23 protein-coding genes and 1 tRNA gene are annotated in these 25,432 nt (G+C 60.9%); 15 read left to right on the top strand and 9 right to left on the bottom strand.

Features of this window, described 5'->3' with window-relative positions; all coding sequences use genetic code 11:
* The first annotated feature begins 438 nt into the window (after positions 1-438).
* On the top strand, positions 439-2,427 hold the full coding sequence (locus ACGSLL_RS15965; protein WP_394507042.1) for a peptidase U32 family protein: 1,989 nt from the start codon (positions 439-441) through the stop codon (positions 2,425-2,427).
* Between the two features lie 113 nt (positions 2,428-2,540).
* On the opposite strand, the gene ACGSLL_RS15960 is transcribed toward ACGSLL_RS15965, so the two are convergent.
* Positions 2,541-2,615, bottom strand: a tRNA-Gln gene (locus tag ACGSLL_RS15960).
* Positions 2,616-2,932: 317 nt separating this feature from the next.
* On the opposite strand from ACGSLL_RS15960, the gene ACGSLL_RS15955 reads away from it, so the two are divergent.
* Complete coding sequence (locus tag ACGSLL_RS15955; protein WP_394507041.1) at positions 2,933-3,961, top strand: alpha/beta fold hydrolase; 1,029 nt, start codon at positions 2,933-2,935, stop codon at positions 3,959-3,961.
* A 197-nt stretch (positions 3,962-4,158) separates the two neighbouring features.
* On the opposite strand, the gene ACGSLL_RS15950 is transcribed toward ACGSLL_RS15955, so the two are convergent.
* The 5 genes from ACGSLL_RS15950 to ACGSLL_RS15930 form a co-directional block, all read right to left on the bottom strand.
* Complete coding sequence (locus ACGSLL_RS15950) at positions 4,159-4,515, bottom strand: DUF6124 family protein (protein WP_394507040.1); 357 nt, start codon at positions 4,513-4,515, stop codon at positions 4,159-4,161.
* 50 nt (positions 4,516-4,565) lie between these two features.
* Entirely contained in the window at positions 4,566-4,940 is a 375-nt protein-coding gene (locus tag ACGSLL_RS15945) for a DUF6124 family protein (protein WP_394507137.1), read from the bottom strand.
* Positions 4,941-5,518: 578 nt separating this feature from the next.
* The gene (locus ACGSLL_RS15940) at positions 5,519-6,541 is read right to left on the bottom strand and encodes a GlxA family transcriptional regulator (RefSeq protein WP_394507039.1); all 1,023 of its coding nucleotides are present in this window, start codon (positions 6,539-6,541) and stop codon (positions 5,519-5,521) included.
* An 81-nt stretch (positions 6,542-6,622) separates the two neighbouring features.
* Positions 6,623-7,783, bottom strand: coding sequence for a radical SAM/SPASM domain-containing protein (locus tag ACGSLL_RS15935; RefSeq protein ID WP_394507038.1), 1,161 nt, complete (start codon positions 7,781-7,783; stop codon positions 6,623-6,625).
* 120 nt (positions 7,784-7,903) lie between these two features.
* Positions 7,904-8,797: a LysR family transcriptional regulator gene (locus ACGSLL_RS15930; RefSeq protein WP_394507037.1), complete on the bottom strand. Its 894-nt coding sequence runs from the start codon at positions 8,795-8,797 to the stop codon at positions 7,904-7,906.
* Positions 8,798-8,911: 114 nt separating this feature from the next.
* On the opposite strand from ACGSLL_RS15930, the gene ACGSLL_RS15925 reads away from it, so the two are divergent.
* From ACGSLL_RS15925 to ACGSLL_RS15885, 9 genes are all read left to right on the top strand, one after another.
* Positions 8,912-9,313, top strand: coding sequence for a RidA family protein (locus ACGSLL_RS15925; RefSeq protein ID WP_394507036.1), 402 nt, complete (start codon positions 8,912-8,914; stop codon positions 9,311-9,313).
* 72 nt (positions 9,314-9,385) lie between these two features.
* Positions 9,386-9,943 (top strand): helix-turn-helix domain-containing protein, encoded by a 558-nt coding sequence (locus tag ACGSLL_RS15920; RefSeq protein ID WP_394507035.1) that lies wholly within the window; start codon positions 9,386-9,388, stop codon positions 9,941-9,943.
* A 73-nt stretch (positions 9,944-10,016) separates the two neighbouring features.
* On the top strand, positions 10,017-10,607 hold the full coding sequence (locus tag ACGSLL_RS15915) for an HD domain-containing protein (protein ID WP_394507034.1): 591 nt from the start codon (positions 10,017-10,019) through the stop codon (positions 10,605-10,607).
* Positions 10,608-10,972: 365 nt separating this feature from the next.
* A complete protein-coding gene (locus ACGSLL_RS15910) occupies positions 10,973-11,836 on the top strand; it encodes a putative selenate ABC transporter substrate-binding protein (RefSeq protein WP_394507033.1) in 864 nt (287 codons plus the stop codon).
* Positions 11,833-12,630 (top strand): phosphonate ABC transporter ATP-binding protein, encoded by a 798-nt coding sequence (locus ACGSLL_RS15905; RefSeq protein WP_394507032.1) that lies wholly within the window; start codon positions 11,833-11,835, stop codon positions 12,628-12,630. Before ACGSLL_RS15910 ends, ACGSLL_RS15905 begins: the two co-directional genes overlap by 4 nt.
* Entirely contained in the window at positions 12,624-13,448 is an 825-nt protein-coding gene (locus tag ACGSLL_RS15900) for a PhnE/PtxC family ABC transporter permease (protein ID WP_394507031.1), read from the top strand. Before ACGSLL_RS15905 ends, ACGSLL_RS15900 begins: the two co-directional genes overlap by 7 nt.
* The gene (gene phnE, locus ACGSLL_RS15895) at positions 13,445-14,212 is read left to right on the top strand and encodes a phosphonate ABC transporter, permease protein PhnE (RefSeq protein WP_394507030.1); all 768 of its coding nucleotides are present in this window, start codon (positions 13,445-13,447) and stop codon (positions 14,210-14,212) included. The genes ACGSLL_RS15900 and phnE overlap by 4 nt, the downstream gene beginning before the upstream one ends.
* A gap of 189 nt (positions 14,213-14,401) precedes the next feature.
* Positions 14,402-16,081: an MFS transporter gene (locus ACGSLL_RS15890; RefSeq protein WP_394507029.1), complete on the top strand. Its 1,680-nt coding sequence runs from the start codon at positions 14,402-14,404 to the stop codon at positions 16,079-16,081.
* A 119-nt stretch (positions 16,082-16,200) separates the two neighbouring features.
* Positions 16,201-16,422 (top strand): hypothetical protein, encoded by a 222-nt coding sequence (locus ACGSLL_RS15885; RefSeq protein ID WP_394507028.1) that lies wholly within the window; start codon positions 16,201-16,203, stop codon positions 16,420-16,422.
* Between the two features lie 246 nt (positions 16,423-16,668).
* Here ACGSLL_RS15885 and ACGSLL_RS15880 read toward each other — a convergent pair whose 3' ends face one another.
* Entirely contained in the window at positions 16,669-17,406 is a 738-nt protein-coding gene (locus tag ACGSLL_RS15880; protein WP_394507027.1) for a DUF72 domain-containing protein, read from the bottom strand.
* Positions 17,403-19,190, bottom strand: a complete 1,788-nt coding sequence (locus ACGSLL_RS15875; RefSeq protein ID WP_394507026.1) for a thiamine pyrophosphate-requiring protein — start codon at positions 19,188-19,190, stop codon at positions 17,403-17,405. The genes ACGSLL_RS15880 and ACGSLL_RS15875 overlap by 4 nt, the downstream gene beginning before the upstream one ends.
* Positions 19,191-19,429: 239 nt before the next feature.
* Here ACGSLL_RS15875 and ACGSLL_RS15870 point away from each other — a divergent pair, with 239 nt between their 5' ends.
* The gene (locus ACGSLL_RS15870; RefSeq protein ID WP_394507025.1) at positions 19,430-19,933 is read left to right on the top strand and encodes a cupin; all 504 of its coding nucleotides are present in this window, start codon (positions 19,430-19,432) and stop codon (positions 19,931-19,933) included.
* A 3-nt stretch (positions 19,934-19,936) separates the two neighbouring features.
* On the opposite strand, the gene ACGSLL_RS15865 is transcribed toward ACGSLL_RS15870, so the two are convergent.
* The gene (locus tag ACGSLL_RS15865; protein WP_394507024.1) at positions 19,937-20,206 is read right to left on the bottom strand and encodes a DUF2798 domain-containing protein; all 270 of its coding nucleotides are present in this window, start codon (positions 20,204-20,206) and stop codon (positions 19,937-19,939) included.
* A gap of 128 nt (positions 20,207-20,334) precedes the next feature.
* Here ACGSLL_RS15865 and ACGSLL_RS15860 point away from each other — a divergent pair, with 128 nt between their 5' ends.
* The 3 genes from ACGSLL_RS15860 (at position 20,335) to ACGSLL_RS15850 (ending at position 25,334) form a co-directional block, all read left to right on the top strand.
* Positions 20,335-21,267, top strand: a complete 933-nt coding sequence (locus tag ACGSLL_RS15860) for a LysR family transcriptional regulator (RefSeq protein ID WP_394507023.1) — start codon at positions 20,335-20,337, stop codon at positions 21,265-21,267.
* Positions 21,268-21,339: 72 nt separating this feature from the next.
* Positions 21,340-22,179 carry a glutathione-dependent disulfide-bond oxidoreductase gene (yghU, locus tag ACGSLL_RS15855; protein ID WP_394507022.1) on the top strand — a complete coding sequence of 280 codons (840 nt, stop codon included), beginning with the start codon at positions 21,340-21,342 and terminating at the stop codon, positions 22,177-22,179.
* Positions 22,180-23,153: 974 nt separating this feature from the next.
* A complete protein-coding gene (locus ACGSLL_RS15850; protein ID WP_394507021.1) occupies positions 23,154-25,334 on the top strand; it encodes a TonB-dependent siderophore receptor in 2,181 nt (726 codons plus the stop codon).
* Positions 25,335-25,432 lie beyond the last annotated feature (98 nt).

Below are 25,432 nucleotides of genomic sequence, written 5' to 3'. Positions count from 1 at the left end.
CAACATCGATGCTGGCTGAACCACCGCTTTCGCGAGCAGGCTCGCTCCCACAATGGTTTTGCGTTGGGCTCGGTTTTCTGATCGTTCCCACGCTCTGCGTGGGAATGCAGCCCGGGACGCTCCGCGTCCCTTTCAAAGCCGAACGCGGAGCGTCCGTCGAGGCATTCCTTTGCTGCGCGTGGGAACGATCGCAATTCCTGCGTAGCGTTCGCCGATTCCGCGCTGACATCAGGCCCCTTGTGGGAGCCAGCCTGCTGGCGATAGCGGTCTGGCATTCAACATAGGTGGTAGCTGGACCGGCGCTTTCGCGAGCAGGCTCACTCCTACAGGGGTTTGGGTGATCCTTGAGATCTGTGCCATCGGGCAGCGCGGGCGTGCCGGCCGCGCGTTTCGCGGGTAGAATGCGCGCCTAACCGTGACAGCCTGACTAAAAAAACTATGTCCTTGCCCAAGCATCATCTGGAATTGCTCAGCCCTGCCCGCGACGTGGCCATCGCCCGTGAGGCGATCCTGCACGGCGCTGACGCCGTGTACATCGGCGGCCCGAGCTTCGGCGCGCGCCACAACGCCTGCAACGAAGTCAGCGAAATCGCCGAGCTGGTGGAATTTGCCCGGCGCTACCATGCGCGCATTTTCACCACCATCAACACCATCCTGCACGACAACGAACTGGAGCCGGCGCGCAAGCTGATCCATCAGTTGTACGACGCTGGTGTCGACGCGCTGATCGTTCAGGACCTGGGCGTAATGGAGCTGGACATTCCGCCGATCGAACTGCACGCCTCGACGCAGACCGATATCCGCACCCTGGAGCGGGCGAAGTTCCTCGATCAGGCCGGTTTCTCGCAGCTGGTACTGGCGCGCGAGCTGAACCTGCAGGAAATCCGCGCCATCGCCGACGAAACCGACGCGGCCGTCGAGTTCTTTATCCACGGCGCGTTGTGCGTGGCCTTCTCCGGCCAGTGCAACATTTCCCACGCGCAGACCGGGCGCAGCGCCAACCGTGGCGACTGCTCGCAGGCCTGCCGTCTGCCGTACACCCTGAAAGATGAAAAGGGTGGCGTGATCGCCTACGAAAAACACCTGCTGTCGATGAAGGACAACAACCAGAGCGCCAACATCCGCGCGCTGGTCGAAGCCGGCGTGCGTTCGTTCAAGATCGAAGGCCGCTACAAGGACATGGGCTATGTGAAGAACATCACTGCCTATTACCGCCAGCGCCTCGACGACGTGCTGGAAGATCGCCCGGACCTCGCCCGCGCTTCCAGCGGCCGCACCGCGCACTTCTTCCTGCCCGATCCGGAAAAAACTTTCCACCGTGGCAGCACCGATTATTTCGTCACCGATCGCAAGATCGACATCGGCGCCTTCGACTCGCCGACCTTCACCGGTCTGCCGGTCGGTACGGTCGAGAAAGTCGGCAAGCGTGACATGCAGGTGGTCACTCAGGAGCCGCTGTCCAACGGTGACGGCCTCAACGTGCTGGTCAAACGCGAGGTGGTCGGTTTCCGCGCCAACATCGCCGAGGCCAAGGGCGAGTTCGAGGAAGACGGCGAGAAGCGCTACCGTTATCGCGTCGAGCCGAACGAAATGCCCGAAGGCCTGTTCAAGCTGCGCCCGAACCACCCGCTGAACCGCAACCTTGACCACAACTGGCAACAGGCGCTGCAAAAGACCTCTTCGGAACGTCGCGTGGCCCTGAGCTGGCTGGCGCGTCTGCGTGAAGAGCAGCTGGAAATCACCGCCACCAGCGAAGAAGGCATCAGCGCCAGCGTCACCCTGCCCGGTCCGTTCGGCGTGGCCAACAAGCCTGAGCAAGCCCTGGAACAGTTGCGCGATCTGCTCGGCCAGCTCGGTACCACGCAGTACCATGCCACCGACATCAAGCTCGATGCGCCGCAGGCGTTTTTCATCCCCAACTCGCAGCTCAAAGCGCTGCGCCGGGAAGTGATCGAAGCCCTGACCGCCGCCCGCGTCGCTGCGCATCCGCGTGGCAGCCGCAAGGCCGAAACCAGCCCGCCGCCGGTGTATCCGGATTCGCACCTGACCTTCCTCGCCAACGTCTACAACCAGAAGGCGCGCGACTTCTACCACCGTCACGGCGTCAAGCTGATCGACGCGGCGTACGAAGCCCATGAAGAGCCGGGCGAAGTGCCGGTGATGATCACCAAACACTGCCTGCGCTTCTCCTTCAACCTGTGTCCGAAACAGGCCAAAGGCGTGACCGGCGTGCGCACCAAAGTCGCGCCGATGCAGTTGATCCACGGCGATGAAGTGCTGACGCTGAAGTTCGATTGCAAACCGTGCGAGATGCACATCATCGGCAAGATGAAGGGCCACATCCTCAACCTGCCGCAACCGGGCAGCGTGGTCGGCCACATCAGCCCCGAAGACCTGATGAAGACCATCCCGCGCGCACCGCACTGAGTGCCTCGCCTGCGCGGTGCCTCGGTGCCGCGCAGGCCCGCCTTTGCTGCGCTTGCCAAATCGCAGGCATAAAAAAACGCCAACTTCTTGCGAAGTTGGCGTTTTTTCGAATATGGCAGGGGCGGCTGGATTCGAACCAACGCATGGCAGGATCAAAACCTGCTGCCTTACCGCTTGGCGACGCCCCTACTGCTCTTTCCAGCGGCCCGTTGGGTTCGCTGTGAGAACGGGGCGCAATTTACCAACATTGTTTGGCTTTGGGAAGCCCGGCGTGAAATATTTTTTGTTTTAAAACAGCGACTTAATTTTTTCATCGGTAAACACCCCGGCGCCGGGCACGTTGAGCCTCTGTGTATCACACTGTATACGTGCCCAACGACGATACATCGCCTTGCAACAAGGCCCCGTTCCGACACAGCCCAGATACGTCCATCCGTTCAAATGCACCCACGGTATCAAGGATTCACTCAGCTCCTTGACCCAACCCTGCACAGGAGACGTTCCCATGAAAAAGGCACTGCACCTCGGTAAAACCGCATTCGGCTTGTCGATCCTGGCGCTGTCGTTGCTCGGCACCGTTGCCAGCGTTCAGGCACAAACCGCCGAACCGGCTGCGGTCAGCTATTCCGCGCCCTCGCCCTTCGGCCCGCTGAAACACGTGAAGGCCGGCGTGCTCGATGTCGCCTATGCGGAAACCGGCCCGGCCAACGGCCCGGTGGTGATCCTGTTGCACGGCTGGCCCTACGACATTCACAGCTACGACGAAGTCGCGCCGCTGCTGGCCGCCAAGGGTTACCGGGTGCTGATGCCCTATGCACGCGGTTATGGCGATACGCAGTTCCTGTCCAAAGACACCCTGCGCAACGGCCAGCCGGCGGCGCTGGCCAGTGACGTCATCGATTTCATGGATGCACTGAAGATCAAGCAAGCCGTGCTCGGCGGTTACGACTGGGGCGCGCGCTCAGCGGACATCGTCGCGGCGCTGTGGCCGGAACGCGTCAAGGCGCTGGTCGCGGTCAGCGGCTACCTGATCGGCAACCAGGCCGCCGGGCAAAACCCGCTGCCGCCGAAAGCCGAACTGCAGTGGTGGTATCAGTTTTACTTTGCCACCGAGCGCGGTCGCGCCGGCTACGCGAAGAACACCCATGACTTCGCCAAATTGATCTGGCAAACCGCCTCACCGCAATGGAAGTTCGACGACGCGACTTTTGATCGCAGCGCCAAGGCCTTGCAGAACCCGGATCATGTCGAGATCACCGTGTTCAATTACCGCTGGCGCCTGGGCCTGGTGCAGGGTGAAGCGCAATACGCGGCGCTGGAACAGAAGCTCGCCACCGCGCCGTCGATCAGCGTGCCGACCATCACCCTAGAAGGCGACGCCAACGGCGCACCGCACCCGGCACCGGAGGATTACGCCAAGCGCTTCACCGGTAAATACCAGTTCCGCTTGATCAGTGGCGGCATCGGGCACAACTTGCCGCAGGAAGATCCGAAGGCGTTTGCGCAGGCTGTCATCGATGCCGATCATCTGTAGGAACACAAAAGCAGTCAGCCGCAACGGCTGACTGCTTGATTGTTAGAGGTGGGCTTGAAAGATTGCAGATTCTTTGCCTGAACTGGCGTTATCGCGAGCAGGCTCACTCCTACAGGGGAACGCATTTCAAATGTAGGAGTGAGCCTGCTCGCGAAGGCGCCCGCTCAGACACCCTCAAGCCCGATTAACGTGCGCGATTACTCGGTTGGCACAACCAGATCCAAGGCCTTGTTCACCGCCAGCTCACCCAACATCACCACTTGCGCAATGCCGAGCAAGGTCTGACGGTTCGAACCCTCCAATACCCCCGCAAAATTGCCCAGCATGACCGTGGCGGACGCCAGGGAACCGCTGGCATTGGTCAGCAACGTCTCGGCGTCCGATTGCGGGTTGACCATGAACAGCGGGCTGGGCGTATAGGGCGTGGCCATGATCGCGGCGGGCAACAGGTAATGGTCAAGCGCACGCTCCGCCGCTTCGTGGAGCTTTCGTGAGTTGGGGGATGCGTACGGCGACGCCGGGTCAATGAGCGGTGCTTCAGGTGGCTTGGACATCAGCTGCAACTCCAGACAGGAGCCCCTTGAGGCTCGTTGACAGATGATCGTCACTGCGACGGGTTCGGCAAGCGCTGATTATCCAGCACGCGGTTTACCGTCAGCTCGCTGAGCATGATCACCTGTCGCAGGATGAGCATTTTCCTGCGCTGGGAACTGTCAATCGAGTCGGCGAGCTCACGGGCCATGTCGCTGGCCGAGGACAGGGTTTCCGTAGCCTCGACGAGCAGCGTTTCGTTGTCCACAGTGGGGTCGATCAGGTAAATCTTGCCGGTGTTGCGCGCGGGTATCGAAAGCTTGTGCGCCCCGGGACTGAGGTAGAAGTTGATGGCGCGATCAGCAGCGTCTTTGATGTTTTGAGGTTCGAGCGCGGCGTCGTAGGGGATTGGATCGGTGTCTGGCGGGTTCGGCGTAACTTTGAACATAAAGGACTCTTTGTCTTGAGGAAATGAAAGAGCCGTCACTTTCGCTACCAAACGAAGGGTGGCGGCCACACGTGGGTTGGTAGACCGGTCAAGACAGAGAAAACCCGGCGCTCCCGAAGGAGCCCCACATATGGCCACCATATAAAACCGAGTCCCGGAAAGAGACTGGTGCTGGCGATGCCAAACGTTTGTCGAGAAACGGGCTACCAAACCCGATCACTGTTTTGCAGTGACAGGGGAAACGATACAGCCCGCCTCGTGACTCGTAAGCCGGCGGATTCTGGCGTACACGTAGGCAACGGCGCAAGGAGTTGTAGCCGCTATGGCGTAACAGTTGGTGTGATTTAAACGTTGGTGCTCGGTGACGTTTAAGAGCCACCCTCACCCTAGCCCTCTCCCAGAGGGAGAGGGAACTGACCGTGGTGAATGCGGGAGCTGCGCCGACAAGAAATACCGAGTCGAACACAAACTGCAAACCCAAATCGGCTCCCTCTCCAAGGGGAGAGGGTTGGGGTGTTTGGGCGAGGTACGCCGATTTGAGATACCGAGGTGAACTGGGAAAAGTAAAAGCGTTGGTGCTATTTGACCAAGCGCTTCTCCTTGGAAGGCCGATACCCGAAATAGGCGCTGTAACACTTGCTGAAATGACTCGGCGAAACAAACCCGCAGGCCACCAGCACTTCCACTTGCGACAGCTCGGTGTGTTGCAGCAGGCGGCGGGCTTCGGTGATGCGCAGTTCCAGGTAGTAGCGCTGCGGCGTGGTGCCCAGTTGTTCCTTGAACAGGCGCTCCAGTTGCCGGCGGGAACGTCCGGCGTACACCGCCAGTTGCTCGAGCTCCAGCGGTTCTTCCAGGTTGGCGTCCATCAGCTTGACCACCTCACGCAACGGCGCGCTGACGCAGAGATTTTCGTCCGGTTTGATCCGCCGATAGCGTGATTCTTCGAAAGCCAGTATGTCCTCGACACCCTCGACCAGCGCCTTGCCGTGCAGGCTTTTGATCCAGTCCAGCGCCATGTGGAAAGCCCCCGACGGGCTCGATGCGGTGAGGCGGTCGCGGTCGATCACATAAGGTTCGCTGCTGACGTGAGTAGCCTTGGCGATTTCGGTCAGCGCCGGGCGATGCTCCGGGTGGATCGCGCAGCGATAGCCGTCGAGCAGCCCGGCACGGCCGAGGAACCATGAACCGTTCCACAACCCCGCGAGACTGACGCCCCGCTCCGCCGCCAGTTTGAGTAAATGCACGAACCCATCGCTAGCCCGCAGCTCGGTGCGATAACCGCCACAGACCACCAGCAGATCCAGATCGTCGAGCGCAGCTGCGTCAAGGCGTGCATCGGGGCGGATCACCAGCCCCAAGTCGCTGATGACCTCGCCCTCGCCCAGCCCGAACGTACGCGAGGAAAACAGCCCCGGGCGCAACAGATTCGTAGTCACCACGGCGTCCAGTGTTTGCGTGAAGGCCGGCAGTGAAAAGTGTTCAAGCAGCAGAAAACCGGTGCGCGTCAGCTGCGCGCTATCGCTTTGCTCATTCAGGTAGCGGAGGTTTTTGCCCTTCATGCCTCCGCTGAATTGGCGTCGTTCGGTCAAGTTGCAATCCATCGGTCATGTTGTTGTGCGCCGATAGTTGGCCGGAACCGGTGAAGAGTCAATCGTGCATGTGACGGGATGATCAGCCGCGCCTCAAACGAACGAGAACATCCCCGCGCCTGCTCGCCCCTCTAGTCGGCCACACAGCACGTAATGCTGGTAACCGCTACTGAAAGCCCCATTGGAAACCGCAACCCGGACATCGTCGTTCAGGCGCAGGTATTGCGCCTCGTCGAAGTTTTCCGCACTGACTTCGCCGGCACGCCCCAGCCGTTCGCTGTCGACAGGAAACCCGAGGTTTTCGAGGCGTTCGAAATCAATGATGCGATTGACGGCGTGTTGTTCGAGTGCGCCCTGGTTGGGAAACGTCGAATAAATGTGCAAGCCTTTTTTCGCGCAGCGGTTGCACATGTCCACGCAATTTTGCTGGGTCGATTTACGCTGCGTCAGTTCGGCCAACGGCATGTCGAGATACTTGCCGACCTGATACTCGGACTGATTGAAGATCGTGCAGCACAGTACGGTATTGCCATTGCAGTCGATCACCAGCCAGTTATCCTTGAGCTGGCACGCCTGCTTGGGATATTGCTGCATGACGTTCACCAGGTCATCGTACGGCGGCAATGCAAGGCGTTTCAGGGTTTCGTAATCGGTAGCCGTGACAGAGGGGTCGCGCTCGACGATTGCCAGCGTCTTTTCCAAAGGCATCATCACCGAATAGCCAGTGGTAAACACGAACCCGAGACCCTCGCTGAACTCGCGCATCAGTGCTTCTTCGTCGATGTTGTCCAGGTAGCGGTGATAGTAGACATCGACACGGGTACTCAAGCCCAGGCGTTGCTTGATCTCATGCAGGGCAATCATGTTCTGTTTGACGACTTCGATATCCCCGCCCACATGGCCCTTTTTGTAGGTTTCCTGATAGAAACCCGACAGCGATATGCGGAAGTAGCTCGGCTCGGCCAGCAAGGCCTTTTCCATGTTCTTGGCCAGGTTGAGATTGGTGCTGATCCCGCTCGCCATGCCGGCGGCGTTGATAATCTCGATAAACTCGCCGATTTTCGGATGAACCAAAGGCTCGGTCCAGTTATAGAGAAAGATCGTCCGCACGCCCTCCGACCGGGCCTTCTCGACAATCTGCCTGAACATGTCCAGTTGCATAGCTTTTTTGAAATTCAGATTTTCGGAATTACCCATTGGGCATGACGGGCAGCTCAGATTGCAGGCGCCGACGATATCGATGTACATATTCATTATGAGCATTGCTCCTTGAGTCGAACGTGCGCATCTCATCATTGCTCGCGTTCGGGTCGCCGGGATCGTTGTTTTTTTGACAACATTGATTCGCCTGAAGCAATAAGCGCACCAGACCCGTCACGCCATTAACGCTACGATCCAGTCGATAAACACCCGCAACTTCAAACTGACATGCCGGTTCGGCGGATATGCCAGGTAAAGCGGCATGCTTTCCAGCCGCCAGCCTTCGAACAATGGCACCAGTTCGCCGCGCGCAACATGCGCATCGGACATGTACGTCGGCAGCCAAAGCACCCCCATCCCGGCCAGACCCGCTGCCAGATAGGCATTGCCGTCGTCGACCGCCAAGACATGGCGCCCCTTGATTTGCAAGTGTTCACGGCCGTTGTCCAAGGCGTACGGCACGGGTTTGCCCGTACGCGCCCAGAGAAACCCGACCACCCGATGGTGCGAGTCTTCCAGCTCCCGCGGATGCTCAGGCGTGCCAGCGCGGGCGAGGTATTGCGGCGCGGCGAACACGCCCAATGGCAGATCGGCGATTTTGCGTGCCATCAACGATTGATCGAGCAGCTCGCCGCCGCGCACCACACAATCGACGTTCTCATCGATGATGTCGACGATGCGGTCGCTGACGCCCATGTCGATCTGAATATCCGGGTAGCGAGCATGGAACTGGGGTAGTGCCGGCACCAGAATATGCCGTGCGAACGGGCTCGGCACATCGATACGCAATCGCCCCGACGGCACCGCCGCAACGCCGGGCAAGCTGGTTTCAGCGTCGTCCAGCTCGGCCAGCAGCTTGACCACTCGCTGGTAATAAGCCGCGCCGTCAGCGGTGACGTTGACCTTGCGCGTGGTGCGGTTGAGCAACCTGACCCGCAAGCGCGCTTCCAGCTGTTGCACCAACTGGGTCACAGTGGTTTTGCTCATGTGCAGGGTTTCCGCCGCTTTGGTAAAGCTCCCCGCCTCTACCACTCGGGCGAAGGCTTGCATTGCGTCAAAACGGTCCAAGGTGCGCGCCTCGATTGTTTGGATTTTACAAACAGTGAACGCCAAGCTTGCGCGTTTATCGGCCCGCTGCAAATACCTAAAGTGGCACCATCACCTACTGATGGAGACACCCCGATGACTCAGCGCGACGTTGTTTTCCCGCCCACCCGCCGCACGCTCTACGAGCGCCACCGCTATTCACCGGCGATTCGCTCGAACGGTTTCCTGTTCGTCTCCGGGCAAGTCGGCAGCACCGAGGACGGCACACCCGAGCCGGATCTGAAAAATCAGGTGCGTCAGGCGTTCCACAACCTCAATGCGATCCTCGATGAGGCTGGTGCAAGCTTCGACGACGTGGTCGATGTGACGATTTTCATCGTCGACCCGCAGTCGAAGTTCGAGACGATCTGGAATGTCGTTCTGAGCGAATTTTGGGGCGATGCACCGCACCCAACGGTGACTGCCGTGGGCGTGACCTGGCTGTATGGGTTCGATTTTGAGATCAAGGTGATCGCCCGGTTGCCGGACGCTGCCTGATCGTCAGGTCGATTTGCAGCAGGGGCCGCGAGTCTTCAGACTGTCGGCCCCTGCTGCTTTTTGACCATCGACATGCCTGAAGCCTTGCTCAAACCCGCCCTGCCGGGCATCGCCCTGCGCCGCTGGCGCCGGTTGCACCGGATCAAGCAGGACCATGCCGCGCAGTTGTTCAACGTCACGCAATCGACGATCTCGCGTTGGGAAAGCGGCGTTTTGCTGATGGATCCGGCAGCGCATCTGCAGCTGGAGCAACTGCTGGCCGCACGCCTCGACACGGCTGCCGATCAAGCCCTTGCCCGGCTGGTCTGCGACAGCACGCGGCCAGTGCATCTGGTCTGCGACCTGACACACCGTTTGCTCGCCTGTTCCCCTGCGCGTGCCGCGCAGTTCGCCCGTCCGCTCAGCGAATTGCTCGGCCAGTCGCTCTGGCGTTTCGTCACGCCTGAAATTGCCCGCCATGAACAAGCGCTCGCCGCTTTAGGCTGGCGGGAAGTTCAGGCACCACCGGCGCTGGAGTTCGCCACCGGCAGCAACGATTCCGAGCTGGTGCCGATTCGCCAGAGCCTGTGTCGCTGGACGCGCATCGCCTTGTCCGACGGCACTGCGGCACGGCTAGTGGAGACGCTCTGAACGCATATTTTATGCGTGGACGCTGCAGTCCCCCGGGCTCTAGGCTTGCCGTCGGTCAACCAAGGGCAGCTTTATGGATCTGGAAAAAATCAGCGGGCGTCTGGAATTTCTCCGCGAGGCTGAAAGGCTCAAGGACGTGCTCAGAAGCGCACACACCTCCAGCGGCCGCCCTGAAAGCACCGCCGAACACAGCTGGCGTCTGTGCCTGATGGCGATGGTCGTCGCTGACGAATTGCCCGGGGTTGATCTGCTGAAAGTGCTGAAGATGTGCATCGTTCATGACTTGGGCGAAGCGCTTAATGGCGATATCCCGGCCGTCGCTCAAGCGGCGTTCCCGGACAAGGGCGCGCAGGAGCGCAACGATCTGCTCTTGCTGATGCGCTCACTCGACGAACCGCTGAGAAACGAGATCCTTGCGCTCTGGGATGATTACGAAAACGCCGTATCCCCGGAGGCAAAAACGGTCAAGGCGCTGGATAAGCTGGAAACCTTGCTGCAACACACTCAGGGGCTCAATCCTGCGGATTTCGATTACCGCTTCAATCTCACCTACGGCCAGAAACACACGAGCACTGCACCGGTTTTCGCCGCGTTGCGCACGCTCATCGACCGCGACACCAAAGCCAGAATCAGCGAGCGCATGCCCCGCCGCGACCCAGACTAAATATCCGGACATAGCCGACCGGTTGCCAAGGCCAGCCACGTCTGGTTGCATAGCCATCCTCAATCACAGGCTCACCTGAGGCATCCGATCGTTCCCACGCTCTGCGTGGGAATGCAGCCCGTGACGCTCCGCGTCACTGGACGCAGAGCGTCCCTTGAGGCATTCCCACGCGGAGCATGGGAACGATCGCATCCTTTTATCTTCAACAAAAAGGCCCCGGAGCTTTCACTCCGGGGCCGAGCGCCTGACCAAGGCGCTGGCCTTTGTGCGTGCGAATACGTATAACCTCGCCGACTCGTCTACCCTGAGTGTGCGCCACACGTCGCGACTTCAGCCTTTTGGACGCTTACGAAACGGAGAATTTCATGCTCAAACGAACCCTGGCATTGACTGCGGGCCTGGCCCTGTCTGTTTCTGCGCTGATGGCGCAGGCCGCTGATGTGTTGCGCGTCAGCGCGATTCCCGATGAAGCGCCGACCGAACTGCTGCGCAAGTTCGAACCGCTGGGCGCTTACCTGGAACAGCAACTGGGCATGAAAGTACAGTTCGTGCCGGTGGCCGATTATCCGGCCGTGGTTGAAGCCTTGGCTACCGATCGCCTCGACATGGCCTGGCTGGGCGGTTTCACCTTTGTTCAGGCACGTCTGAAGACCGACGCGACCACGCCGGTGATTCCGCTGGTACAGCGCGAGCAGGACGCGCAGTTCACCAGTAAATTCATCACCGCCGACCCGAACGTCAAAAGCCTCGCTGATCTCAAGGGCAAGACCTTTGCCTTTGGTTCGGTGTCGTCGACCTCCGGCAGCCTGATGCCGCGTTATTTCATGCTGAAAAACGACGGCATCAAGCCGGAAGCGTATTTCAGCCGTGTCGCCTATTCCGGCGCCCACGACGCCACCGTCGCCTGGGTGCAGGCCGGCAAGGTCGATGCCGGTGTGCTGAACGCCAGCGTCTGGCAGAAACTGGTGGATGCCGGCAAGGTCGACACCAACAAGGTCAAAGTCTTCGCTACCACGCCAACTTACTTCGATTACAACTGGACCGTGCGCGGCACCCTTGATCCGGCGCTCGCGGCGAAAATCAAGAAAGCCTTCCTTGATCTCGACCCGGCCAAGCCTGAGCAAAAGAAAATCCTCGACCTGCAGGCCGCCAGCCGTTTCATCGACACCAAGCCTGATAACTACAAGGGCATCGAGGAAGCCGCCCGCGCCGCCGAACTGTTGAAATGACCCTACGCCTCAACCAGGGCAGCCTGCGCCATGCCAATGGCGTCGATGCCCTTCGCTCTGTCGATTTACAGATTGCCGTGGGCGAGCAGGTCGCGATCATCGGCCCGTCCGGCGCCGGCAAATCGAGCCTGCTCAACCTGCTGGCCACCGCACTGCGGCCCAGCAGCGGTGACCTCGAAGTGCTTGGCGAGCGCGCCTGGCACTTGTCCGCCCGCCAGCGCCAACGCCTGCGGGCGCGTATTGGCCTGGTGCATCAGGCGCCGCCGCTGCCGCCCCGTCAGCGTGTGGTCACGGCGGTACTGGCCGGCAAGCTTGGCCAATGGAGTCTGGGCAAAAGCCTGTTGAATCTGTTGCATCCGCTGGATGTGGCCGGTGCGCGCGCGGCATTGGCGCGGCTGGATCTGGGTGACAAGCTGTTCGCGCATTGCCAGCAATTGTCTGGCGGCCAGTTGCAGCGCGTCGGCATCGCCCGCGTGCTGTATCAGGCGCCGGAGGTGCTGCTGGCCGACGAGCCAGTGTCGGCGATGGACCCGGTAATGGCCGGGCATACCTTGTCGGTGCTGTCGCGGCATGCCCGCGAGCATAACGTCACGCTGGTGGCGAGCCTGCACGCGGTGGATCTGGCGCTGTCGCACTTCCCACGGATCATCGGTCTGCGTGACGGGCAAATCCTCTTCGACAGCCCTTCGGCGGACGTCAGCCACGACATGCTCGACGCGCTGTACGCCAACGAAAAACTGCAATCGCCGACTGCGGCGGTGGCGCCGCTGACGGTGCAGATTCCGCGATGCTGAAGACCGATTCACGCGACCCGGCGGCGTGGCCGCGATTGCTTCTGACGCTGTTGGCGATTGCCGTGCTGTGGCCGGGCATTCACTTGAGCGAGCTGAATCTCGGCGTGTTGCTGCCCGACAGCCAGAACGAAATGGGCCGCTTCGTCGCGCAGTTCTGGCCGCCGGCGCATGACGCCGCGTTCGTGCAGATCCTCCTCACCGCAACCTTGCAAACCCTGGCAATCGCCACGGCCGGTATGGCCCTGGCGTTGCTGCTGGCGGTGCCGGCCAGCCTGATCGCCAGCCGCGCGTTGTCGCTGTCGGCGGCATCACGGGGCGGCGTGCCGAGTCGCCTGGGACGGTTGCTGCGCTGGCCGGTACGCGGCTTGCTGATTTTCTTGCGCAGCGTGCCGGAAATCGTCTGGGCGCTGCTGTTCGTGCGTGCGGTCGGCCTCGGCCCGGCGGCGGGCGTGTTGGCGATTGCCATCACTTACAGCGGCATGCTTGGCAAGGTTTACGCGGAGATTTTCGAGTCCACCGACCAACGCCCGGCCCACGCCTTAATGCAAGCCGGCAGCGGTCGACTGCAGGCGTTTGCCTACGGCACGCTGCCCAATGTCGCGGCGGAATTGCTGTCCTACAGCGTCTACCGCTGGGAATGCGCGATCCGCGCTTCCGTGGTGATGGGCTTTGTCGGTGCCGGAGGTCTGGGCCAGCAGATTGACCTGTCGATCCGCATGTTCGCCGGCGGCGAAGTGGCGAGCATGCTGCTGATGTTTCTGCTGCTGGTGCTGCTGGCTGACCAGTTCAGCCGTTTGCTGCGCTGGAGGCTGGCATGAATCGCCTGATCAACCTGCTGTTGATCGCCGCGATCGGCGTCGCGGTGATTGCTTCGTTCAGCTATCTGGGGCTCAACTTGGGCGAACTGGGCAGCGCTGCCAGCCTCAAGCAGATGGGCGCTTATGTGCAGCGCTTTCTCAGCCCGGACCTGAGCGCGGACTATCTCAAAGCGATTCTCCACGGTTCGCTGGAAACCCTGGCCATGTCGGCACTCGGCACGTTGCTCGCTGCGGTGTTCGGCATCGTCCTGGCCCTGCCCGCCGCCGGGCGTTTCGGCTGGCCGCTGCAAAGCCTTTCGCGCCTGCTGCTCAATGGTTTGCGGGCGATCCCGGAACTGGTCTGGGCGGCGCTGATGGTATTGGCGGCGGGCCTTGGGCCCAACGCCGGCACCCTCGCCCTCGCCTTGCACACCACCGGCGTGCTGGGTCGGCTGTTCGCCGAAGCGCTGGAAAACACCCCGCCGCAACCGGCCGAGGCCATCCGTTTGCAGGGCGGCAATCCGCTGCTCGCGTTCTGTTATGGCACGCTGCCGAATCTCGCGCCGCAACTGCTCGCGTACATGCTGTATCGCTGGGAAAACAACATCCGCATGGCCAGCGTGTTGGGCTTTGTCGGCGCCGGTGGGCTGGGGCAGATGCTCTATGTCAGCCTCAGTCTATTCCAGGAAGCCCAGGCCAGTACGGTGATTCTGGCGATGCTGGTGCTGGTGTTTCTGGTCGACTGGCTGAGTGCCTGGAGCCGCCAGCGTTGGGTCAAGGCCTAGGCCAACGGGCGGCTCAGTGGATATCTGGCAAAAGCTGATTATGCTTGAGGAAACCTCGCCGCCCGGCGAGGCGGTCAGACTGTGCACGCGACACGCGACAGCAAGGGCGATATTTGCCACAAGGCCAGAGTGAAACAAGCAGTAACGGGGGACTCCGGCCTACAACAATAAGCACAACGGAGAACACCCATGGCCTCAATCGACACAGCATCCACCGGCAGTCCACCGCGCAGCGGCGGCATCACCAAGGAAGAGCGCAAGGTAATCTTCGCCTCCTCCCTGGGCACGGTTTTCGAGTGGTACGACTTTTACCTCTACGGCTCACTGGCGGCGATCATCGCCAAGCACTTCTTTGCCGGCGTCAACGAAACCACCGCGTTCATCTTTGCCCTGCTCGCCTTTGCGGCGGGCTTTGCGGTGCGGCCATTCGGCGCGATCGTGTTCGGCCGGCTCGGTGACATGATCGGGCGCAAACACACCTTTCTGATCACCATCGTGATCATGGGCGTGTCCACCGCCATCGTCGGCTTGCTGCCCAGTTACGCAACCATCGGCGTCGCTGCCCCGGTGATCCTGATCATCCTGCGCTTGCTGCAGGGGCTGGCGCTGGGTGGCGAGTATGGCGGCGCGGCGACTTATGTCGCCGAGCACGCGCCGCGCAACAAGCGCGGATTTTTCACCTCGTGGATTCAAACCACCGCCACGCTCGGGCTGTTTCTGTCGTTGCTGGTGATCCTGGCCTGCCGCACCGCGCTGGGCACTGAAGCGTTCGAAGCATGGGGCTGGCGGATTCCGTTTCTGCTGTCGATCCTGCTGCTGATCGTCTCGGTGTACATCCGCCTGCAACTGAGCGAGTCGCCGGTGTTCCAGAAAATGAAGGCCGAAGGCAAGGCGTCGAAGGCGCCACTGACCGAATCCTTCGCCCGCTGGGACAACCTCAAAGTGGTGATCATGTCGCTGCTCGGCGGCACGGCCGGGCAAGCGGTAGTCTGGTACACCGGGCAGTTCTACGCGTTGTTCTTCCTGTTGCAGACGCTGAAGATCGATGCGCAGACCGCCAACCTGCTGATCGCCGGTTCGTTGATCATCGGCACGCCGTTCTTCGTGATCTTCGGCAGCCTTTCCGACCGCATCGGGCGTAAACCGATCGTCATGGCTGGCTGTATTCTGGCGGCGCTGACCTATTTTCCGATCTTTCACGCACTGACCCAGTACGGCAATCCCGATGTGTTCGTTGCGCAGGAGAAAAACCCGGTCAAGGTGATCGCCAACGCCGACCAGTGCTCGTTCCAGTTCGACCCGGTGGGCAAGGCCCGCTTCACCAGCTCCTGCGACCTGGCGAAGACCTTGTTGGCCAAACGCGCGATTCCCTATGAAAACGTTGAGGCAGAACCGGGCATCGTCGCGCAGGTGCGCATCGGCGACAAAGTCATCGAAAGCTTCGAAGGCAGCGCCCTGCCCGCCGCCGACTTCAAGGCCCGCAACGACGCCTTCGCCGCCAACCTCGCCGCCGCGCTGAAGGAAGCCGGATACCCGGAAAAAGCCGATCCGGCGAAGATCAACTACCCAATGGTGTTGTTGTTGCTGACCATCCTGGTGATCTACGTGACCATGGTTTACGGGCCGATTGCGGCGTGGCTGGTCGAACTGTTTCCGACGCGCATCCGCTACACCTCGATGTCGCTGCCCTACCACATCGGCAACGGCTGGTTCGGCGGCTTCCTGCCGACGGTGGCCTTCGCGATGGTCGCGGCCACCGGCGATATCTATTACGGCCTGTGGTACCCGATTGTCATCGCCGTGATGACAGCGGTGCTCGGCACGTTCTTCCTGCCGGAAACCAAGGACCGCGACATCCTCAAGGACTGACCGGCGATCACAGCGCCCGCTTGCAACGAGCGGGCGCCATTCGCGACCAACCGGCTGAAAAATATCGAACCCGCCGCTTTGTGATGCCTCCAATGGTTAAACCAATGGAGGTCATCACCATGAACAGCAACGACAACGACAAAACCCCGAACGGCCCACCTACCGACACGTCCGGCAAACCGGTGAACGTGGTCGAGCGTGCGCTTGAGGATCGCGATGAAACCACCGAGGGCGTGGACAAGGTCATTACTCCGTCGTCGACCCGGGTGAAAGAGCAGGACGCCGAGGAGTTGCAGCGCAAGGTGGATGAGATCGAGCGCAAGGTGGCGGATGGCAATTGAGGGGGTTGGGTCAGTGTGAGCTGGAATGTGCTCGGCGCTGTGTGTTTTTCGGGCTCGAGACCGCCTGCCCTCACCCTAGCCCTCCCGAAACGTCGGACCGCCCGGAGGGAGAGGGAACTGACCGCGATGTCTTCCGTCCTACATCGACCTGAAAGACCGAGTCGATTATGGATTCAACGCTGATCGTTCAGGTCGGTGCAACTCTCGAATATCCCCCAATCAGTCCCCTCTCCCCCTGGGAGAGGGCTAGGGTGAGGGCTGTTGCAGGCTCAACGCATTTCCCAGAGCAGCCCCACCCGCCGTGTTATCAAAAATGCACCAGGTCTCGACACCCGACGCAATCTCCGCCAGCAATCTGCGCTGCAGCTCCTCAAGGAAATCCGCCGAATAATCGCTGAAATAAATCCGCGGCGATCCATGCAAGCGCCAATACCGAACCCCCGCCCAACCTCGCGGTTCGCTGTCCGTGCTGATGCGCGAAGGATCCACCGCTGCCTGAGCGATTCGATAGCTGACCAACATCGGCTCAGCCGCCACCCAGGTTTCATGACGCGGCTCCAGCACCACCGCATCGTCAAAGCGCTCACGTAACGCACGGAAAAACCGGTCTGCCACAACCGCATCAAACGTCAACGACGGCGGCAACTGCACCAGCAGACACCCCAAGCGATCTCCCAACCCACCGCACTGCGCAAAGAATTCATCAAGCAGCACTTCACACTCAAGCAAACGCCGCTCATGGGTGATCTGCTTGGGCATTTTTACCGAAAAGCGAAAACCGTCCGCCACCGAATCAGCCCAGCGCTCATAGGTCTGGCGTCGATGCGGACGGTAGAACGAGCTGTTGATCTCCACCGCATTGAGCCGCGCCGCGTAGCGCTGCAGATGCGTGCCGACCGAAGGAAATTGCGGCCAGTACTCACGACCCAGGTTCCAGCCGGCGCAGCCGATCAACAGCTTCGCTTGACGTTCCTCGCTGCTCATTTCTTGCCTGGCAATACCGCACCGAGGACTTGCTTGGCGGTTTGCACGATAACCCCGGCCTCGTCCGGGTCGCCTTTGAGCAGCGTGGTCGCGAACTTTTTCGCCTGCTCCAGCTTGATGTGCGGCGGCAGCGGCGGCACGTTCGGGTCGGTCTTGAATTCGATCAGCACCGGCACATCCGAGGTCAGCGCCTGCTCCCACGCGGCGGCAACATCTTCTTCGCGCTCGACATAAATGCCCTTGAGACCAATCGAAATGGCGAACAGGTGATACGGCACATCAGGAATGCTTTGCGAAGCCTCGAACTTCGGATCGCCCTCCATGACTCGTTGCTCCCAGGTCACCTGGTTGAGGTCTTCGTTGTTGAACACCGCGCAGATCCATTTCGGGCTTGACCACTGCCGCCAGTATTTGGCGACGGTGATCAGCTCGGCCATGTTGTTCATCTGCATCGCGCCATCGCCGACCAGAGCAATGACCGAACGCTCAGGGTAAGCGAACTTGGCGGCAATCGCGTAAGGCACCGCAGCGCCCATCGAGGCGAGGCCACCGGACAGCGAGCATTTCATGCCGCGGCGGGTTTTCAGATCACGCGCGTACCAGTTGGCGCACGAGCCGGAATCGCTGGTGATGATTGCCTGCTCCGGCAAGCGTGGTGAAAGCTCATAGACCACGCGTTGCGGGTTGATCGGATTGGCTTTGGCCATGGCGCGCTTTTCCAAGGTTTTCTCCCAGGTACCGCGCCAGCCTTCGATTTTCTTGCGCCATTTGCCCGCGTCTTTTTTCTCCAGCAGCGGCAACAGCGCGGCGAGGGTTTCGGCCGCATCGCCGACCAGGTTGACCTCCATTGGGTAGCGCAGGCTGAGCATGTCCGGCTGCAGATCGATCTGCACGCCACGGGCCTGGCCCTCTTTGGGCAGGAATTCCGAATAAGGGAAACCTGAACCGATCATCAGCAAGGTGTCGCATTCGCTCATCAGCTTGTAGCTCGGCTCGGTGCCGAGCAGGCCGATGCTGCCGGTGACCCACGGCAACTCGTCGGGCAACACGGCTTTGCCGAGCAATGCCTTGGCCACGCCCGCGCCGAGTTTTTCCGCTACGGCAATCACCTCATCGGTCGCCTGCAACGCCCCGGCGCCGACCAGAATGGCGACTTTCTCGCCGGCGTTGAGCACCTCGGCGGCGCGCTGCAGATCCGCCTCGTAAGGCAGCACTTTCGGCTTGCTGTAACCGACGCCTGAATGCGCAGTGCCATGGGCTCTGGCGGGCGCTTCGTAAGGCAGATCCTGCAAATCATTGGGCAGGATAATGGCCGTCACTCGCCGTTCACCGACAGCCGTCCGCACCGCACGATCGAGCAGATGGCGCACTTGCGCCGGTGCCGAGGCCTGCTGCACGAACGCGCCAGCGACGTCCTTGAACATCGACAGCAGATCGAGCTCCTGCTGGTAGTGGCTGCCCAGCGCAGTGCGCGCCTGCTGACCGACGATGGCCAGCACCGGCATGTGGTCCATTCGCGCATCGTATAGACCGGTGATCAAATGCGAAGCGCCAGGGCCGGACGTGGCGATGCACACGCCCAGCTCTCCGGTGAATTTGGCATGGGCCGAGGCCATGAACGCGGCCATTTCCTCATGCCGCGCCTGGACGAATTCGATCTTGCCCTGCGCCCGGCTCAGCGCACCGAACACGCCGTTGATGCCGTCGCCCGGGTAGCCAAAAATGCGCGTCACGCCCCACTCACTGAGTCGCTCGACCAGAAAATCTCCTACTGTCATCGTCATCTTGATCCTCGCCTTTCACCGTTTACAGGGTGCATTTGCGACGCGGCACGCGCCGGCAGGTGTATGGGTCTGGACCATCGGCCGGACGGCGAAGTTTCGCTGAATTTGCGCGCGCGAGCGCTTTTCCAGCGACATGCCATGACGCGTCGAAGAGCCTTTGGTCAGCCACTCGCCGAGTTTTTCTGAGGCGTTCGCCCTCCCCCGCGGTCGACTGCACAACGACCGCCGGAGGACGAACGATGACTGACGTAACTACTTTTTTGCTCGAGCGTAACGACTGGGTACCGAACAATCCGCAATTGCCGGTGCTGGTGTATTCCAGCGCGATTGCCCTCGAAGGCGACGACCCGGCCGCGCTGTTCGAACAGACCTTTCGCGCCAATGGCTGGCCGCCGCAGTTTCGCTACCACGTTTACGATTTCCACCACTACCACACCCAGGGCCACGAGGTGCTGGGCGTCGCCCAGGGGGATGCGCGGCTGATGCTCGGCGGTCCCGGTGGGCGCGAGGTGCAAGTCAGTGCCGGTGATGTCTTGCTGCTGCCGGTCGGCACCGGCCACTGCAGCCTGGAATCCAGCCCCGATTTTCTCGTAGTCGGCGCATATCCACCCGGGCAGCAAGGCGATATTTGCACTGAAGCGCCGAATGCCGAGCAACTTCAGAATCTCGCCAATGTGGAGTTTCCGCAGCAGGACCCAGTGCAGGGCGAGCACGGCGCGCTGTCGCAGCACTGGGCCAGATAGTGCTCAGCGATGCGGGTGTACGGTCAGCGCGACGAGTCTGCTCACCACTGGCCGAACCACCAGAATGCACAGGAAAGCCACCGGCATCGCCAGCTTGTAGGCGTGCAAGGCATTGCTCAAGTAATCGTTATCAATGCCGGCGTTCGCTGCGGTGATCACCAGCGACATGAGAAAGGCCATGATCGTCGCCATGTACAACGCGAACACGTACGGCGTGGCTCGCGACGAGAGCTTGCGGCGGCTGGAGATGGCGGTTTCTGTGGCTTCACTCATAAGGCTTTTATCCGTGGCTGTTGACAGGGAGCCCGCACCTTAGCAACGCCGCGGCCGCTCAACTAGACGGCCAGTTGCAGGTACTTTATAAAGCAGAACTTACGAATCCCCGATGCGCGGCCCCCTTAATGAATGTGTTAGCGGCGATTGCCAGTTTTATCAAAGTGGTGGAATCCGGCTCGATTGCCGGTGCTGCGAAATCCCTGGGGGTCAGCGCCGCAGCGGTGAGTCAGACACTCAATCGTCTGGAAGCGCATCTGGGTGTGCGCCTCTTGCAACGCACCACGCGGAGCATGGCGCTGACCGAAAACGGTGCGGTGTATTACGAAAAAGTCAGGCAGATCACGGCGGATCTGGAGTCTGCGCAGAGTTTGATCTGCGGCGATCAGGAAGAACTCAAAGGACGTCTGGTCATCGCGTCCACCGCCGCGTTCGGTCGCCACGTGCTCGCGGGCCTGATCGCTGGATTCGCCGCGCAACACCCTCGCCTGCAGATCGAGCTGTCGACCACCGACGGCAAGATCAACCATATCAAGGACGGCATCGATCTGAGCCTGCGCATCCGCCCGCAACTTGAAGACGGTATCGTTGCGCGCAAGCTGGTCTCACTGCCCTTCATTCTTTGCGCCGCGCCGGCCTATCTTGCGCGCGCCGGCTGGCCGCAATCGCCCGATGACTTGCAACATCATGCCTGCCTGGCCTTTCGTTATCCGCTGGACGGGCGCTTCTTGCGCTGGGGTTTTGTCCGTGACGGTCAGCGTTACGATGCGCCGATCCGGGCCAGTGCGATCAGCGACGATATCGATGCGCTGACGCAAATGGCCCTGCATGGCGCGGGTATCACCCGTCTGGCCGAGTTTGTCGCCGCGCCGTATCTGGCCAGCGGCCAATTGCTGCCGTTGTTCAACAACCCGCACAGTGCAGTGACCGAGCCTATGGATATCTACGCCTGCGTGCAGGAACGTGCGGCGATGACACCCAAGGTGCGTGCCTTCCTGGCGTACCTGACACAGCAACTCGCCGCACGCTGGCCGATGGATGAGTCAGCTGCCAGCAACTAACTCTGGCATGCGCCGGGAATTTTCCTTACGGTGATCATCTACTGTCAGCCTGCCCACGATGAGGTCCGATTCATGAGCAATGCGCCTTACGTTCCGCCCAAAGTCTGGAAACACGAAGCCCCGTCCGGCGGCCACTTCGCCAGTATCAACCGCCCGATCGCCGGGCCGACTCACGACAAAACGCTGCCGGTCGGCAAGCATCCCCTGCAGCTGTATTCGCTGGCCACGCCCAACGGCGTGAAAGTGACCATCCTGCTTGAGGAACTGCTGGCGCTGGGGCATGCCGGCGCCGAATACGACGCGTGGCTGATCCGCATCGGCGAGGGCGATCAGTTCTCCAGCGGTTTCGTCGAGATCAACCCGAACTCGAAGATCCCGGCGTTGCTGGACCGTAGCGTCGAACCGCCGATCCGCGTTTTCGAGTCCGGCTCGATCCTGCTGTACCTGGCGGAAAAATTCGGCGCATTCCTGCCCAAAGACCCGGCCGGACGCACCGAAACACTCAACTGGCTGTTCTGGCAAATGGGCTCGGCGCCTTATCTGGGCGGTGGCTTCGGGCATTTCTATGCGTATGCGCCGGAAAAACTGGAATACCCGATCAACCGCTTCACCATGGAGGCCAAGCGGCAACTGGACGTGCTCAATCAGCGTCTTGCAAAGAACGCTTACCTGGCCGGCGACGAGTACAGCATCGCCGACATCGCGGTGTGGCCGTGGTACGGGCAACTGGTGCGCAACAACGTCTACTCCGCCGCCGAATTCCTCGCCGCGCACGAATACACCCATGTGCAGCGCTGGGCCGAAGACATCGCCCAACGCCCGGCGGTGATGCGTGGGCAGCGGGTCAACCGCACCTGGGGCGATGAAGCCAGCCAAGTGCCGGAACGTCACAGTACTGACGATCTGAACTGAAACCTCCATCGCCGGGCACCTCACACAGGTTGACCGCGTTCTTTCAGTCGGAACGCGCTCAACCTGTGGGAGCTTGCCTGCAAGCGATAGCGGTTGAACATTCAACATCGTATCGACTGAAAGAAAACCATCGCCAGCAGGCTGGTTCCCACAGTTGGATCAGGTACATCTGACAGATTCTGATTGGCTGTCAGGCCGTCATCGCTGGCAAGCCAGCTCCCGCAGAGACTGAGTACAGCCAGCAGGCCGAGTGCTCAGCTCGCCTGTCTTATCTTGATACCAGCGATGTTGAAGGCTGAGGCTGAAATCAGTTTGAAAAACAAAAGCCCCTCACCCTAGCCCTCTCCCGGAGGGAGAGGGAACTGACCGTGGTGATTGTGAGGGCTACGTCGACCTGCGATACCGAGTCGAATGCAAATTTCGAAGCCAACCAAGATCGGCTCCCTCTCCCTCGGTAGAGGGCTGGGGTGAGGGGCGAATCCATAACAAATCCCAAGCCAAGCGCCACTTCTAACCACTCAACAATGAGCGTTAGCTCGCGTGTTCTTGATCTTGCGTCACCGGCGACGTCGGAAGGCGGAGCGCAGGGATTGATCCGGGCGTGGGAGCGCAGCGACCGTCTGGCGCAGCCAGACACAGCGGAAGTAGGTGCAGCGAAGCAAACCGTAGCCGCTGCGCCCGGAGCGATCCCGCAGCGAAGGGACCCGAGCCTGCGAGGGCCGAACGCAGGAGCAAGCCTTTTGGTTCCTTTTTGGCGTCTGAAAAAGGGACTCGCCGTAAGGGCGAAACCGCCAGCCGCAGCACCCGAAGCAACGGATATACACGCATAAAACCCAACCCTCCATGTGAAAAATTGGTTAACCAACTGACTCGCAAGACTTTATTCCCCAAGAACGTTCTGACACACTAATGCGAATAATTCCTACACGCAGTCGCATCAGATTCGTTTTCGTACCATTTGGGGAAGCAGATAGATGTCGTTTCGTACCACGCACCGCCGCAGCCACCTCTCGCCCAACCTCCTGGCACTCGCCATCTGCATGGCCAGTGCCACACCGGCACTTGCCGAACAAACCACTCCCGCCACAGCGCAAAACCCCGCCCAAACCGGCACGCTGGAACTGGACGCCACCGAAATCGGCGCGACCCAGATGAGCAGCACCACCGAAGACAGCCAGTCCTACACCACCGGCCCGATGAGCACCGCGACCAAACTGTCGCTGACCATGCGCGAAACCCCGCAAGCGGTGACAGTGATCACTCGTCAGCGCATGGACGACCAGAACATGACCAGCATCAATGACGTGGTGCGCGCGTCACCGGGGCTGTTCCTCAGCGAGGCTGGCGGTCCGGGACGACTGACCTACAAGGCACGTGGTTTTGACATCGACAACTTCATGTTCGACGGCCTGCCCAGCTCCTATTCACCGTACGCCATGTCGGTGCAGCCGAACCTGGCGATGTTCGACCGCGTGGAAATCGTCCGCGGTGCGACCGGCCTGGTCACCGGCGCCGGCAACCCTTCGGCGGCCGTCAACTTCGTGCGCAAGCGCCCGACCGCCGACCAGCGCGTTACCCTCACCGGCGCCGCCGGCACCTGGGACAACTACCGCGGCGAAGTCGACGCCTCCAGCCCGCTGAATGAAAGCGGCACCCTGCGCGGCCGGGTGGTCAGTTCCTATCAAGGTGCCGACAGCTTCCGCGACAAGGAAGAAAACGACCATGGCCTGTTCTACGCCATCGGTGAAGCCGACCTGAGCGACAGCACCACGGCAACCCTGGGCTTTTCGCGACAGCACGAGCAGACCAACTATTTCTGGGGCGGCCTGCCGATCGGCACCAACGGCCACCACCTCGACCTGCCCCGCTCTACCTATCCGGGCACCGATTGGGAAAACCGCAAGCTGCAGATCGACACCGTGTTTGGTGAGGTCGAGCACCGTTTCGACAACGACTGGAAACTGCACGTCGCCGGCTCGACCTCGGACCTTGAAGGCGAATACTCCGGGAGTTACCTGTCGCGTTACGCCGGGCCGCTGGAAACCACGGTTTATCAGTCCCATCACAATGACAAGCAGCGCGCGTTCGACGGTTTCGCGAGCGGCCCGTTCGAAGCCTTCGGCCGCACTCATGAACTGGTGGTCGGTGCGAGCAATCGCGTGTACGACGCCACCACCAAGGAATACGACCCCTACGACACGGCATGGCCAATCGGCGCGCCGAAGCCTGACTTCGTCCGCTCCGGCAAATCGCGCAACGTTACCACCCAGGACGCGGTTTACATGACCACGCGCCTGAGCCTGGCCGACCCGCTGACGCTGATCCTCGGCGGCCGTCTCGACTGGTACGACTACGACGACCGCAGCGCCGACGGCGACTTCAAGGTCACCCGCAACGTCACACGTTACGCCGGGCTGATTTACAAGCTCGACGATCACCACTCGGTGTACGCCAGCTACACCGACATTTTCACCCCGCAAACCCAGAAGGATCTGTCCGGCAAAGTGCTGGAACCCATCGTTGGTGAAAACTACGAAGTGGGCATCAAGGGCGAGTACTTCAACGGCGCCCTCAACGCCAGCCTGGCGGTGTTCCAGATGGATCAGACCAACCGCGCAACGTTGGCGCAGACCCAGCTGGGTTGCCCGGAGCTGACCTGTTATGAAACCTCCGGCAAGGTCCGCAGCCAGGGAGTGGACATGGAACTGCAAGGCGCGCTGACCGACAACTGGCAAGTCGGCGCCGGCTACACCTACACCCGCGCGCACTACATCAAGGACGAAAACCCGGCCAACAACAATCAGCGTTTCGACACCGACACCCCGGAGCACCTGTTCAAGGTCTCCACCGTGTACCGCTTCAAAGGCCCGCTGGAAAAACTGCGCGTCGGTGGCAACGTTTACTGGCAGAGCCGCATGTACAACGACATTGAGCTGGCGAACAACGGCAGCTATCGCCTGGAACAGGGCGGCTATGCGGTCACCGACCTGATGGCCGGCTACGAAGTCAACAAACACCTCGACCTGCAGGTTAACGCCAACAATATCTTTGATCGCGTCTACTACTCGTCCATCGGCACCGACGTAACGTGGGGGTCCACCGACAACTACGGTACGCCGCGCAACTACATGCTGACGGCCAAGTACAAGTTCTAAGCCGCGTTACTGCAACAATGACAAGGGCGCCCCGGAAATATCCACGGCGCCTTTTTTGATGCGCGTCATTAGTCAGCAACGGAAATCCGCGATAGTCT

It is taken from the genome of Pseudomonas retamae, assembly GCF_043496865.1.
Taxonomy (GTDB): domain Bacteria; phylum Pseudomonadota; class Gammaproteobacteria; order Pseudomonadales; family Pseudomonadaceae; genus Aquipseudomonas; species Aquipseudomonas retamae.
This window is presented reverse-complemented; position numbering and strand designations above follow the sequence as displayed.

Coding starts and splice junctions, on each gene's coding strand:
- phnE (WP_394507030.1), top strand. CDS start 13,445: ATGAATCGCCTGATCAACCTGCTGTTGATCGCCGCGATCGGCGTCGCG.
- ACGSLL_RS15945 (WP_394507137.1), bottom strand. CDS start 4,940: ATGTTCAAAGTTACGCCGAACCCGCCAGACACCGATCCAATCCCCTAC.
- ACGSLL_RS15850 (WP_394507021.1), top strand. CDS start 23,154: ATGTCGTTTCGTACCACGCACCGCCGCAGCCACCTCTCGCCCAACCTC.
- ACGSLL_RS15910 (WP_394507033.1), top strand. CDS start 10,973: ATGCTCAAACGAACCCTGGCATTGACTGCGGGCCTGGCCCTGTCTGTT.
- ACGSLL_RS15885 (WP_394507028.1), top strand. CDS start 16,201: ATGAACAGCAACGACAACGACAAAACCCCGAACGGCCCACCTACCGAC.
- yghU (WP_394507022.1), top strand. CDS start 21,340: ATGAGCAATGCGCCTTACGTTCCGCCCAAAGTCTGGAAACACGAAGCC.
- ACGSLL_RS15880 (WP_394507027.1), bottom strand. CDS start 17,406: ATGAGCAGCGAGGAACGTCAAGCGAAGCTGTTGATCGGCTGCGCCGGC.
- ACGSLL_RS15900 (WP_394507031.1), top strand. CDS start 12,624: ATGCTGAAGACCGATTCACGCGACCCGGCGGCGTGGCCGCGATTGCTT.
- ACGSLL_RS15935 (WP_394507038.1), bottom strand. CDS start 7,783: ATGAATATGTACATCGATATCGTCGGCGCCTGCAATCTGAGCTGCCCG.
- ACGSLL_RS15890 (WP_394507029.1), top strand. CDS start 14,402: ATGGCCTCAATCGACACAGCATCCACCGGCAGTCCACCGCGCAGCGGC.
- ACGSLL_RS15915 (WP_394507034.1), top strand. CDS start 10,017: ATGGATCTGGAAAAAATCAGCGGGCGTCTGGAATTTCTCCGCGAGGCT.
- ACGSLL_RS15940 (WP_394507039.1), bottom strand. CDS start 6,541: ATGGATTGCAACTTGACCGAACGACGCCAATTCAGCGGAGGCATGAAG.
- ACGSLL_RS15905 (WP_394507032.1), top strand. CDS start 11,833: ATGACCCTACGCCTCAACCAGGGCAGCCTGCGCCATGCCAATGGCGTC.
- ACGSLL_RS15925 (WP_394507036.1), top strand. CDS start 8,912: ATGACTCAGCGCGACGTTGTTTTCCCGCCCACCCGCCGCACGCTCTAC.
- ACGSLL_RS15965 (WP_394507042.1), top strand. CDS start 439: ATGTCCTTGCCCAAGCATCATCTGGAATTGCTCAGCCCTGCCCGCGAC.
- ACGSLL_RS15865 (WP_394507024.1), bottom strand. CDS start 20,206: ATGAGTGAAGCCACAGAAACCGCCATCTCCAGCCGCCGCAAGCTCTCG.
- ACGSLL_RS15955 (WP_394507041.1), top strand. CDS start 2,933: ATGAAAAAGGCACTGCACCTCGGTAAAACCGCATTCGGCTTGTCGATC.
- ACGSLL_RS15875 (WP_394507026.1), bottom strand. CDS start 19,190: ATGACGATGACAGTAGGAGATTTTCTGGTCGAGCGACTCAGTGAGTGG.
- ACGSLL_RS15950 (WP_394507040.1), bottom strand. CDS start 4,515: ATGTCCAAGCCACCTGAAGCACCGCTCATTGACCCGGCGTCGCCGTAC.
- ACGSLL_RS15920 (WP_394507035.1), top strand. CDS start 9,386: ATGCCTGAAGCCTTGCTCAAACCCGCCCTGCCGGGCATCGCCCTGCGC.
- ACGSLL_RS15860 (WP_394507023.1), top strand. CDS start 20,335: ATGAATGTGTTAGCGGCGATTGCCAGTTTTATCAAAGTGGTGGAATCC.
- ACGSLL_RS15870 (WP_394507025.1), top strand. CDS start 19,430: ATGACTGACGTAACTACTTTTTTGCTCGAGCGTAACGACTGGGTACCG.